The 11885-nt window shown below is 60.9% G+C and carries 12 protein-coding genes; 7 read left to right on the forward strand and 5 right to left on the reverse strand.

Annotated features, from left to right (window positions below; genetic code table 11):
* From DXY16_RS10075 to DXY16_RS10090, 4 genes are all read left to right on the forward strand, one after another.
* Positions 1 to 1388, forward strand: a 1388-nt coding sequence (locus tag DXY16_RS10075) for an iron uptake porin (RefSeq protein ID WP_115121107.1), incomplete at its 5' end; no start/stop codon positions are given.
* A 318-nt stretch (positions 1389 to 1706) separates the two neighbouring features.
* Complete coding sequence (gene cysK / locus DXY16_RS10080; RefSeq protein ID WP_115121108.1) at positions 1707 to 2675, forward strand: cysteine synthase A; 969 nt, start codon at positions 1707 to 1709, stop codon at positions 2673 to 2675.
* The gene (locus DXY16_RS10085) at positions 2672 to 3388 is read left to right on the forward strand and encodes a J domain-containing protein (protein ID WP_115121109.1); all 717 of its coding nucleotides are present in this window, start codon (positions 2672 to 2674) and stop codon (positions 3386 to 3388) included. Before cysK ends, DXY16_RS10085 begins: the two co-directional genes overlap by 4 nt.
* Positions 3388 to 5490, forward strand: coding sequence for a phospholipid carrier-dependent glycosyltransferase (locus DXY16_RS10090; RefSeq protein ID WP_115121110.1), 2103 nt, complete (start codon positions 3388 to 3390; stop codon positions 5488 to 5490). The genes DXY16_RS10085 and DXY16_RS10090 overlap by 1 nt, the downstream gene beginning before the upstream one ends.
* On the opposite strand, the gene DXY16_RS10095 is transcribed toward DXY16_RS10090, so the two are convergent.
* The gene (locus DXY16_RS10095; RefSeq protein ID WP_115121135.1) at positions 5469 to 5723 is read right to left on the reverse strand and encodes an NAD(P)H-quinone oxidoreductase subunit O; all 255 of its coding nucleotides are present in this window, start codon (positions 5721 to 5723) and stop codon (positions 5469 to 5471) included. The genes DXY16_RS10090 and DXY16_RS10095 overlap by 22 nt on opposite strands.
* A 59-nt stretch (positions 5724 to 5782) precedes the next feature.
* On the opposite strand from DXY16_RS10095, the gene DXY16_RS10100 reads away from it, so the two are divergent.
* Together DXY16_RS10100 and DXY16_RS10105 are read left to right on the forward strand one after the other, a co-directional pair.
* Complete coding sequence (locus DXY16_RS10100) at positions 5783 to 7036, forward strand: cation:proton antiporter (protein WP_115121111.1); 1254 nt, start codon at positions 5783 to 5785, stop codon at positions 7034 to 7036.
* A 30-nt stretch (positions 7037 to 7066) separates the two neighbouring features.
* Complete coding sequence (locus DXY16_RS10105; RefSeq protein ID WP_115121112.1) at positions 7067 to 8008, forward strand: TIGR01777 family oxidoreductase; 942 nt, start codon at positions 7067 to 7069, stop codon at positions 8006 to 8008.
* Here DXY16_RS10105 and DXY16_RS10110 read toward each other — a convergent pair.
* The 4 genes from DXY16_RS10110 to DXY16_RS10125 form a co-directional block, all read right to left on the reverse strand.
* Positions 7944 to 8219, reverse strand: a complete 276-nt coding sequence (locus DXY16_RS10110; protein WP_115121113.1) for a hypothetical protein — start codon at positions 8217 to 8219, stop codon at positions 7944 to 7946. The genes DXY16_RS10105 and DXY16_RS10110 overlap by 65 nt on opposite strands.
* Entirely contained in the window at positions 8216 to 9436 is a 1221-nt protein-coding gene (locus DXY16_RS10115; RefSeq protein WP_115121114.1) for a lipid-A-disaccharide synthase-related protein, read from the reverse strand. The genes DXY16_RS10110 and DXY16_RS10115 overlap by 4 nt, the downstream gene beginning before the upstream one ends.
* Before the next feature lies 1 nt (position 9437).
* A complete protein-coding gene (locus tag DXY16_RS10120) occupies positions 9438 to 9821 on the reverse strand; it encodes a hypothetical protein (RefSeq protein ID WP_115121136.1) in 384 nt (127 codons plus the stop codon).
* An 85-nt stretch (positions 9822 to 9906) separates the two neighbouring features.
* Positions 9907 to 10314, reverse strand: coding sequence for an iron-sulfur cluster assembly accessory protein (locus DXY16_RS10125; protein WP_115121115.1), 408 nt, complete (start codon positions 10312 to 10314; stop codon positions 9907 to 9909).
* 93 nt (positions 10315 to 10407) lie between these two features.
* On the opposite strand from DXY16_RS10125, the gene zds reads away from it, so the two are divergent.
* Positions 10408 to 11880, forward strand: coding sequence for a 9,9'-di-cis-zeta-carotene desaturase (zds, locus tag DXY16_RS10130; RefSeq protein ID WP_115121137.1), 1473 nt, complete (start codon positions 10408 to 10410; stop codon positions 11878 to 11880).
* Positions 11881 to 11885 lie beyond the last annotated feature (5 nt).

Genomic DNA, 11885 nt, shown 5'->3' on the forward strand with positions numbered 1-11885 from the left:
GCCGCGTTGACGGTCTGGAAGCTCGCGTTGGCGAACTGGAAGCCACCCAGTTCTCCACCACCACCAAGCTGAAGGGCAAGACCACCTTCGTGATGGGCGCCACCAGCGCTGGCGGTGATAGCGGCTACAAGTTTTACCGAGGTGCTGTACGCGATACGAACGCCTTCGATAAGAAAGGAACGAAGGGCGGCGCCGATGCCTACAACCGCAATTTCGGGGCGTTCACCTTTAACTACGACCAGCGCCTCGTCTTTGACACCAGCTTCACCGGTAAAGACAAGCTGCGTGCCCGTCTGCGTGCCGGTAACTTCGTCAAAAAGTCGAACGCTTTTTCTGGAGCTGGCGTCAACCTGGCGGCTCTCGATGTCGCGACCGATTCTGGTGCTGGCGGCACGAGCAATGCGGTGATGCTTGATCGTTTGTTCTACAAGTTCCCGGTTGGTAAAGAGTTCACCGTGATTGCCGGTGCGATCGCCCGTAACACCGAGTCGCTGGCTGTTTGGCCCTCTGTGTACAACAAAGGTGGCGCCAAGATCCTTGACTGGACTGCTCTGATGGGCACCAGTGGTGTTTACAACAAGGAGACCGGTCAGCTCATCGGTGCTTATTGGAAGCAAAAGGTGAACAAGGGCGACAACGCCTTCAGCGTGTCGGTCAACTACGTCGCTGATGACAAAAACGGCAACGACTCCAATGCCCGCAAAGGCGGCTTCATGACCGACAACTCCGAGGCGAGCCTGTTGGCTCAGCTTGGCTATGCCGGTCCTGAGTGGGGTCTTGCCTTCGGTTATCGCTACGGCCAGTGCGACAGCGGCAATGGCCTGCGACGCGGCACCGAGTTTGCCAAGAACAACACTTGGAACAACAACTGTGTCGCTAAAAACGAGCAAGGTAAGCTCAAGCGTTTCGACAGTAGTTCTAATAGCTATGCGCTGAACGCCTACTGGCAGCCCGATGAAGCTGGCTGGATCCCATCGATTTCAGCTGGTTGGGCCTTGAATAACGTCAGCGCTGATCGGCTGGTCGAGGGCTCCCCAGTGGATACCCAGAGCTGGATGGTTGGTCTGAAGTGGGAGGATGTGTTCCTCCAAGGCAACGACATGGGCTTTGCTGTTGGTCAGCCCACCTTCGCCACCAGTGTGAAGGACTGTTCCAAGGCCTCTAAGAAAGCCGGCACCTGCAGTGAAACGCCTTTCGATGGCAATTATGTCTTCGAGTGGTACTACAACTTCAAGGTGACCGATAACATCGCCATCACTCCTTCTGTCTTCTATCTGTCCCGCCCGATGGGTCAGTACACCAACAACCTGGTGAAGAAAGGCGGCGGCGGCTATGACGGTCAGTTCAATGTGTTTGGTGGTTTGGTTCAGACCACCTTCAAGTTCTGATCTGATGTTGTAAGTGGAATCCCTCGTTTGGTGGGATTCCACCTCATGACTCCTCATCATTTAGCCCTCCTTTTGGAGGGCTTTTTGATGGCTGCAAAGCCAGATTGGCTTTGCTTTGTTTCCGCAAAGTTTCTGTTGATTGCAGCTCATCCCTGCCCAGCGTGCCATCTACATCAGGCCAGATCTTTTTTGCCCTTCATCACAGATTGAGCCTGGTTTTTGCGCAGTCTGCCAACACGAAGCATCTGCTTTCGCTTCCTATATTGAGCTGGCCATTCATTCCTGCAGATCAGGGGTCTGGTCTGTTTGGATAACGGCATGGTGATCGCAGCCGATATCACGGCCCTTGTGGGCCGCACGCCGCTGGTGCGCCTCAACCGTCTGCCGGCGGCCAGTGGCTGTGGGGCGGAAGTGGTGGCCAAGCTGGAGAGCTTCAATCCCACGGCGTCGGTGAAAGATCGGATTGCAGGGGCGATGGTTCAAGCCGCCGAGGAGGAGGGCACGATCACGCCTGGTCGCACGGTGCTGGTGGAGCCCACGAGCGGTAACACCGGGATTGCCCTGGCCATGGTGGCTGCGGCGCGTGGGTATCGCTTGATTCTCACCATGCCCGACACGATGAGCACCGAACGCAGGGCGATGTTGCGCGCTTATGGCGCTGAGCTGCAACTCACATCAGGCGATGAGGGGATTCAGGGGGCGATCGACTTGGCACGGGAGCTGGTTGAGGAGATCCCAGACGCCTATCTGCTTCAGCAGTTCTGTAATGCTGCCAATCCGGCGATTCACGAGCGAACCACCGCAGAGGAGATCTGGGCCGATACCGATGGGAATCTCGATGTGCTCGTAGCGGGAGTAGGGACCGGTGGCACCATCACGGGCTGTGGTCGCTTGCTGAAGGCACGTCATCCCGCTCTCAAGGTGGTGGCAGTCGAGCCCGCTGGTAGTGCCGTGCTCAGCGGTCATTCCCCAGGCCCCCATCGCATTCAGGGCATCGGTGCAGGCTTTGTTCCCCCAGTGTTGGAGAGGGAGTTGATCGATGAGGTGATGGCGATTAGCGATGAGGAGGCCATGGTGATGGGCCGAAGGCTCGCCCGTGAGGAGGGGCTACTCAGTGGGGTGAGTAGCGGTGCTGCCATTGCCGCTGCTCTGAAGCTTGGCCAGCGTCCGGAGTTGCAGGGACGCCGGATCGTGGTGATCCTGGCCAGTTTTGGTGAACGCTATCTCTCAACGCCGATGTTCAGTTCAGCGGCGCCGCTGCCGCCCCGTCGGGACGCTCACCTGTGAGTCCCACCGGATCACAGCAGGCGGGGCGTGGGGATCCCTATGCCGTCCTCGAGGTGTCGAGCCAGGCGAGTCAAGCTGAGATCAAGGCTGCCTATCGCCGTTTGGTGAAGCAGCACCACCCCGATGCAGGTGGCGATAGCGAGCGGATCCTGGAGCTCAACGCTGCTTGGGAAGTGCTGGGGGATGCCGAGCGCCGTCGTCAGTTCGAGCGTGATCGTGTGCAGGGATGCGAGGAGGCCCGTCGCCGTGGGGCCCGCAATGCCCAAGCCAGCAGTGCCGCCCGTGCCGCCAGTGGTCAGGGAGCAGCTGCCGATGATGCAATCGTGCAGTGGCTGCAGCGGGTGTATGCCCCGATCGATCGTCTGCTGTCACAGGTGATCAATCCTTTTCCTGATCAGTTGCGGGCACTGTCTGCAGATCCCTATGACGACACACTGATGGAGGCCTTCTGTGCCTACATCGAAACGAGTCAGCAGAAGCTGGAGAAGGTGAAGACGCTCTATCAGTCCCTGCCGGTGCCGGCATCCGTTCGCGGTTTTGGTTTGAGCCTCTATCACTGCCTCTCTCAGGTTGAGGATGCGATCACCGAGCTTGAGCGATACACGATGGGGTACGTGGATAACTACCTCCACGACGGCCGCGAGATGCTGCGAGAGGCCAAGCAACGTCGTCACCGTCTGCAGCAGGAACGTCGACGTCTGGAGATCACTTGATGGCTGTCTGGCCGTTCCGGTTGTTGTTGTTGTTGCTCTGGCTGCTTTCCACTGCCGCAGATCGTGGGTGGTGGATTTGGTTTGACGGCATCCCTGCCTGGGATCAGGCCGACTATCTCAACAGCGCTCTCGACCATGGCCGGGCCTTGGGGCTGCTGCCCGGTGGCGGCTGGCAGGGGTGGGCGGCACTGCTGGATCTTTCTCCCAAGATTCCGCCGTTGGCGTCGCTGGTGAATGGCACGGTGATGGCTGTGGCCGGTGATTCACCGGTGCAGGCGGCCTGGAGCCTCAGTCTCTGGCACGGGGTGTTGTTGCTGGCAGTGACGGCCTGGGCTCTGGAGCTACGGCGCCCCCGTGCCATGGCGCGGGGCTTCGCGCTGCTTGCAGCAGCACTGGTGGCACTTGCACCAGCCCTGCTTGAGTTGCGCAGTGACTACGTGCTGGAGCTGCCACTGACGGCAACGGTGACTCTCGCCCTCTGGCGGCTGGGCTGTTGGTGGAATCCCAAGACCGGTGGGAGCTGGATGCAGGCGTTGCTTGCGGCCCTGGCTTGTTTGTTGGCTTTGCTGGTGAAGCAGAGCGCTCTGCTGGTGCTGCTGCCTGTGCTGGCCTGGGTGGCTGTGCAGGCCCTATGCCGTGGTCATGGCCGCCGCTTGCAGTTGCTGGTTGGTGCGGGTGTGATCTTGATCGGTCTCTTCCCCTGGCTGCAGCACAACTGGATCACCACCCTGGGTGGCACCAATCGGGCCGTCCTTGAATCGGCCGCGCGGGAGGGAGATCCAGGCCCTTGGTCGGTGCAGGGCTGGCTTTGGTACCCCCGCTTGCTGCCCGCTCAGCTGGGGGTTGTGATGCTTGCAGTGGGCCTGGCGGGCTTGCTGCTTTGGTTCTGGTGGCACTGGCAGGGGCGCCGCCATCCTTCAGATCGGTTGATGACGCTTGGTCAGGATGATTCCTTGGCCTGGCGCTGGTTGCTGATCAGTTTGGTTGTTGGTTGGGTGTTCACAGGCTTGAGTCCCAATAAGGACGACCGCTATATCGCTCCTCTGCTGCCGCCGCTGCTGTTGCTGCTGGCACGGGGCTGGTGGCAGTGGGGGTTGTGGCTGGAGCAGCGCTGGCCGCGCCGGTCGCCCTGGTTGGCTTCGGGGCTGTTGTTGTTGGGGCTTGGTGCCAGTGTCCAAGCAGGGGCAGCAGCCCAGTTGGCACGTTTGAACGAACGGACGACGGGGCCGTTGGAAGCGATTGTGGGCCGGGCCGGTGGTGCCACCCCTGGGGCAGAGCCCACCACCCTGATCGTGGTCCCGAGTACAGCTGACCTCAATCAGCACAACGTCAGTTATTACGGCCGTCGCCGGGGCGGTCAGCTGGTGGGGCGTCAGTTGGGGAGCAGTCGCCGTGATCTGCAGCCCGTGCTTGACCATGCTCAGTGGGTTCTGCTTGCGGAAGGGGATCAGGGCTCCGTGCGCAAGAGTGCGCTCAAGCTGGATCGTGCGGTACGAGACAGCGGTGTGTTTGCGCTGGTGCAGCAGTTCCCGCGCCCTGGTGGCGATAGCTATTCGCTTTGGCGCCGCCGCAGTGATCAAGCTGCAGCTCCAGGATTCGCCCATCGCTTCCCCGGCCTCGCCGCTGGTTTGGCAGCCGGGCCGGAAGGTCTCGATCCCCTGTTTAATGCGGTGGCAATCGAACACATGCTTGACGGCCATTTCCTCTACCGAGACCGGGTGCGCCGCGAGGCCTTGCACAGGCTTGCCCTTGATGCGAACGACCTGGAGGCCCGGTGGAGTCTGGCCTTGTTGGCGGTGCTCGCTAATCGACCTGTTGAGGCCTCAGCTCAATTTGCAGTATTGGAGCAGGCCTTGCCCGCCAGCCCTTGGCCCAGTGCTTACCGGGCTGTGGTGACATTGGCGGGATGGAATCCCTGGCAGGCTGCCGCGATCACCTCTGAAGCCCGCCGTCGGCATGGCGATCAACCTCTACTGATCGCTCTCGATGATCTCAGCGCCGTGCTGGCAGGGGCGATCTGGCGCCTACCTTCGGCATGGCAGTCCATCCCCCAGGCTGTGCAGAGCGTGGAGACGCAACTTCAGGAGAAGGCCTCAAGCTGAGCCAGTTTCAGCCACACGTCTGGCACTGGACGGCGCCAGCGCACCTGGGCGTAATCGCCCTTGACAACAAGGATCTCGCCCGGTCCTTCAAAGATGTAGGCGGGCGGTATAGGGTCGCTGGCTCCTGCCTCGACGCTGCCGCTGTAGGCCTCACGCTTGACGCGAACCAGAGCCCCTTTCTTGAGAGCAACGGGCTTGGCTTTGGCTGGCGCCGCAGTATCGGTTTCGGCCATCAAGAGGAGGCGATCAGACCGCCAGGCTAGAACCAACCCATCTGCCCTAGGCCGAAGGCTTGACCCATCAACTTGCGATTTACCTGCTTGTCTTCGGTGGATTGTTGTTGCTGGCGGTGCTGCTTGACGATCTGGCCGCACGGATTCGCATGCCTGGCGTGCTGATGGTGCTGCTTCTTGGCTTGTTGATTGACAACAAGCTGGATGGCGCGACCACCCTGCTGTCTTTGGATCAAGCCAAGCAGATCACCCAGGCAGCATTGGTGCTTGTGCTCTTCTTTGGGGGCCTAACCACTAACTGGGCGGAGGTTCGTCGGGTGATCCGCCCGGCAGCCCGTCTGGCCACCCTTGGCGTGGTGTTGACGTCGCTGATGATCGCGGCGGTGCTGCTTGGTTTTGGTCTTGCCGAAGGCCAGAGCGTTTGGATGAGCCTGCTGCCTAAAGCTCTGTTTGTCGGGGCGATGGTCGGCAGCACTGATGCCTCTGCAGTGCTGGCGTTACTTCGTCCCCTGGAGGGCCGCCTGCCCAAACCCCTGCTCGATCTGATTGAGATCGAATCGGGCTTCAACGACCCGATGGCGGTGGTGCTGGCGGGACTCGCTTTGGCTCTAGCAGGCGGCGGTGGTTTTACGTCGGGGGAACTGGTGATCACGGTGTTGCGCCAGTTTCTGTTGGGCACGATGTTGGGCTTCGTGGGTGGCAGCCTCACCGTGCAGCTGCTTGGCAGTCGGCTCAGCCTGAACCACAGCACGATGCTGCCGGTGGTGAGTCTGGCTTTGTTGCTCGTGCTCACCGGCGGCACGACTTTGCTTGGTGGTAGTGCGCTGTTGGCTGCCTATGTCGCTGGTTTGGTGTTAGGCAATGGCCCCAGCCTGGATCAGGAAGTGCTGGAGGAAGCCCATGCCAGCTTCGCGAAAATGGCGGAGCTGCTGCTGTTCCTTTGCATGGGCTTGGTGGTGAATCCTCAGAATGTGGTGTATGCCGCCGGCTGGGGCTTGCTGCTGTTTCTGATCATGCAGCTGGTGCGCTACTTGATCGTGCAGGTTTTGCTTCTGCGAACGGAGTTTTCGGCCGAACAGCGATTGTTCGTTGCCTCCGCAGGCTTGCGCGGTGCCGTTCCGATCGCCTTGGCGATCGATGCTTGGGCGTCTGGCGTCTCATGGGGAGTCGAGATGCCTCCCCTGGCGCTGGCGGTGGTGCTCTACGGATTGTTGATTCAAGGCTTCGGTCTGGTGCCCCTCGCGAGGCGCCTCAATCTCACACTGCCGATCGAGAGCAGTGCTGCAGTCACCGACACCACTTCTCCGCCTTAACCTGGCCCCTCTCCGTCCGCCCCCTTCCTCATGCGTCTGCTGCTGCTCGGCTGCACCGGTTTGGTCGGGCGCGAATTGGTCCCCATCCTTTCGCAGGAGGGCCACCAGCTCACTGTGGTGAGCCGCCGGCCACGGGCGGCCGTGGCCTGGGCCACTGATCTTGGCCACGACTGGCTTCAGCTCGACCCAGCGCAGGCCTCGAACTGGGCTCAGGGTGGTGGGCTGCAGCAGGCGCTGGAGAACGCTGATGGTGTGGTCAATTTGGCTGGTGAGCCCATTGCTGAACAGCGCTGGACGGTGGCTCATCGACAGCTGCTGAACACCAGCCGTCTTGCAACAACCACTCATCTGGTTTCGGCGATGCAGCGGCTGGAGCAGCCGCCAGCGGTGTTGGTGAATGCTTCTGCAGTGGGCTTTTACGGCACCAGTGCAGAGGCCACCTTTGTGGAATCCAGCCCTGCTGGTGATGATCTGCTCGGCACCCTCTGCCGCGATTGGGAGACCGCCGCTAGCGGCCGGCCTGATCCCACCCGTCTGGTGGTCGTGCGTATCGGCATTGTGCTTGCCCCAGAGGGTGGAGCACTGGGCAAGATGCTGCCGGTGTTCCGCGCCGGTTTTGGCGGGCCGATCGGTTCAGGACGACAGTGGATGAGCTGGATTCATCGCACCGATCTGTGTCAGCTCATCCTGCGAGCCCTCACCGACAGCCGTTGGTCAGGTGTGGTGAATGGCGTCGCACCTGAGCCGGTGAGCATGGCCACCTTCGCCTCCACCTTGGGCCGTTGCTTGGGACGACCGAGCCTGCTTCCCGTGCCTGGGCCGGTGTTGCATCTTCTCCTTGGCGATGGTGCTCGCGTCGTCCTGGATGGTCAGCAGGTTCGATCAGAGCGTTTAGCTCAGTTGGGTTTTAGCTTCCGTTACCCCGATCTGTCTGAGGCCCTCGCCGCTGCCACCACGACGCGATCCCGTTGATCAGTGCTGCAGCGATTAAGAGCCCGATCGCGGGGGTGAACAGTGGATCCCAGAGCTGCTGGAAGGAGTGCATCGGCGCTTCGATGCCCTGGCTGCTCGCTACCACTGCAATGCCGAACCAGCCTGCCCCCGCAAGCACCACGAACACATCGAGCACCAGCAGCCTGTCCAGCCAGAGTTTCCAGATGGGTTGGTCTGTGGCGGAACTCATGGGTTGATGGAGAGGGAGGGCTGACTGGGGGCGAGCAGGTCGGTAATGGCGGAGGCCATGCGGTCGGCTCCCCCCATGCTGCCGAGCCGTTCTTCCGCCTGCTGGCGACACCGTTGCTGCAGGGTGTTGTCTTGTTCACTGCCTTCCAGTAGCTCCAGTGCGAGCTTTGCCGTGGCATCCAGAGTGGTCGGTTCTCCGCTGTCTCCCTTTGCACAGAACACGGTGGGGCCAAGCAATCTCCGCTGCGCTTCGGCGAAGTTGGCGGTGAATTGTGGCCCTTTGCCTGCGACTTGAAGCACCGGTTTGGCAAGCCCCACGGCCTGTTCGGCGGCTGTTCCTGCCATGGACATCACCAGGTTGGCGTTTTGCAGGACGGAGGCGAAAGCGCTGCGTTGCACCTCCACCCGCAAAGGTCCTTTGACGAGTGCGAGTTGATGCTCCGATCTGTGCATCTGCCAGGCATGGGGAGCGATCAGAGCCTGGAGCGCTGCATCGTCCACGCTTCGGATCAGGGCCAGGTCCACCGCCAGTTCCTGATTGCTGAACAGGTGGGTCGGCAGCCGCTGGATGACCTGTAATAGCAGCAGCAGGTTGTGCTCAAGTTCAGGCCTTCGGCTGCCGGGAAGCAGCGCGAGCCGGTGCCGCCGAGGCGGTCGTGGTGTTGCCGGAGCCAGCACTGGATCCATAAAGGGATTGCCAAGAAAGCGCACTGGCCGGCCGAGTTGGCGGCTGAGATCTTCGGCGCTGAGCAGATCGCGGCTGTAGACCGCCAGGAAGCGCCCGCTGCTGAGGCAGTTGTCACAGGGCCAGGGCAGATTCAGACGACCCTCATAGTGGCTGGAATAGGCGACCAGATAGGTCGCCACTGGTCGGCCGCAGAGCCAGGCTGCCATGACCGGAATCACATCGCCGATCACCACCACGAGGGCATAGCGGCGGCGGATGCGGATCAGCCGCAGCAACGACTGGAGCAGATGCAGCACCTGACCTTGGATCAGTTCGGTGAGACGGCCCCGCAGGCTGGTGTAGCCCAGCCCACCGGTGCTGAATTCACGTGTGTTTGCCATCAAGGGGATGCCTGCATCCCGATAGGGGTGGCCTCCGCCAACAAGCGGCAGGGCATCCACCTGGTGGCCGCAGCGTTGCAGTGCTTGGCCAAGCAACGCACCGGAGAGGTCTTCTCCATGACCGTTGCTCAACAGCAGCAGCCGCGCCACCTCAGAGCTCCAGCCAGTTTTTTACTTTCATGAGTGCTGGCCAGCCCGGTTTACGAACCAGCCCGTCGGCGATGGATGCCTGCAATTCTTGGTTGACCTCCGGCGCTACGGCCAGGATTTGCTGCACCACCTGCACATGATCGCGTACGCCCTTGGCCTTGGTTTCCAGCATTGCCAGGCTCAGGTTGATGCGGGCCTGGGGGTCCTGACCATTCAGTTTCACGGCCAAACGGGCCGATCGCAGCGCTTCTTCTGGCTGATCGCAGAGCAATTGCAGCCAGGCCAGGCAAGTCCACCCCGCCGATTGGCGTGGGGCGGCGTTGGTGATGGTGATGAAGTCCTCAAGCACTTCAGTGGCTGGAGCACCGTCTTGGTAGCGGGCCATTGCCTGTTCAAACAGGCTTTCATCGTTCGCTTCGGTCACCGTTCCGCTGGCGTCTGCAATGCCATCAGATTCCCATGCAGCCGGTTCAGACTGCGAAGGAACTTCCGCAGCCGCAGGTCTGGCTGGCGTTGGGGTTGGTGAAGTTGAACCCGCCGCCGATCAGTGCTGTGCTGAAGTCCAGCTGCATTCCGTAGATGTAGAGCAGGCTCTTGGGGTCACACACCACTTGAAACGCTGCACCATCTGTGGCGTTGTAGTCATACACCTCATCCCCTTCCTCGATCTCGGAACTGGGAACGAAATCCATCGTGTAGCTCATGCCGCTGCAGCCACCTGAGCGAACGCCGACCCGCAGCACCTGGTTTTGGCCCTGTTCGTTGCAGAGCTTGGCCAGCTGCTGCATGGCTGGATCGGTGATTTGGATGCCTTTGCCGTCCTTAGCGGTATGGGCGATGGTCTCTGTGGTGCCAGCAGGAGGGACGGATGCGGTCATGGAGGTGGGATCAGTCCGGTCTCCGTACTGTATGAAGGCTCGTTCATGGCTGCCGAATTCATAGAGTCAGTTCGTTGTTGGCGGATGCAGCCGGTGCGGGTCGCGATCGTGGGTGCGGGTCTTGCCGGATTGTCGGCTGCTGTTGATCTGGTGGATGCCGGCCATCAGGTGGATTTGTACGAAGCCAGGCCATTCATGGGCGGCAAGGTTGGCAGTTGGGAGGACGACGACGGCAATCACATCGAGATGGGCTTGCACGTTTTTTTCTTCAACTACGCCAATCTTTTTGCTCTGATGCGGAAGGTTGGCGCCATCCAAAATCTGCTGCCGAAGGACCACACCCACCTCTTTTGCAACCGCGGCGGCGATCTGCGCGAGCTCGATTTTCGCTTTGCTCTTGGTGCGCCTTTCAATGGGCTGAAGGCGTTTTTCACCACCCCCCAGCTCACCTGGATCGACAAACTGCGCAATGCCTTGGCCCTCGGAACGAGCCCGATCGTTCGCGGTCTGGTGGATTACGAGGGCGCGATGCGCACGATCCGGGCGCTTGATTCAGTCAGCTTCCAGGATTGGTTTGTGGGCCACGGCGGCAGTCTGGAGAGCATCCGTCGCATGTGGAATCCGATCGCCTATGCGCTCGGGTTCATTGACTGTGAAGCGATCTCGGCTCGCTGCATGCTCACCATCTTCATGATGTTTGCGGCCAAGACCGAAGCCTCCAAACTCAATCTGCTCAAGGGGTCGCCCCATCGCTGGCTCACCGCTCCGATCTTGGATTACATCCAGGCCCGTGGCGGCAAGCTTCATCTCCGCCACCGAGTGAAAGAGGTGCAGTTCACCGAGGCCGACACCCCTGAAGTCACAGGACTGATCCTTGGTACCCCCGAAGGTGAGCGGCAGATCCAGGCTGATGCCTACCTGGCAGCCTGTGATGTTCCGGGTATCCAGAAGCTGCTGCCAAAGGCCTGGCGCCGCTTTCCCCAGTTCGATGCCATTCACAACCTGGAGGGTGTCCCGGTCGCCACTGTTCAGCTCCGCTACGACGGTTGGGTGACGGAACTAGGGGACGGTGCGCAGGAGGAGAAACGTCGCCGCGACCTCGCGACCCCCGCAGGTCTGAATAACTTGCTCTATACCGCTGATGCTGATTTCAGCTGCTTTGCTGATCTGGCACTGGCGAGCCCTGAGGACTACCGCAAGCCTGAACTTGGTTCCTTACTGCAGTGTGTTCTCACCCCCGGAGATCCCTGGATTCCCAAGTCGGTTGACGCCATCGTGGCCCACACCGATGCCCAGGTTCGTGAACTCTTTCCCTCCTCCAAAGGCCTCACTTTGGTGTGGAGCAACGTGGTGAAATTGGCTCAGTCGCTTTATCGCGAAGCCCCAGGGATGGAGCCGTTCCGCCCAGATCAGAGCACACCCATCGGGAATTTCTTCCTGGCGGGTAGCTATACCCGTCAGGACTACATCGACTCGATGGAGGGCGCCACGATGAGCGGGCATCTTGCTGCCGCTGCCATCCTGGGCCGATCGGCTCGCTTGGCCACCAATGCCGCAGTTGCCTAACTGAA

The sequence above is a fragment of the Synechococcus sp. UW105 genome, from assembly GCF_900473935.1.
Lineage (GTDB): Bacteria > Cyanobacteriota > Cyanobacteriia > PCC-6307 > Cyanobiaceae > Synechococcus_C.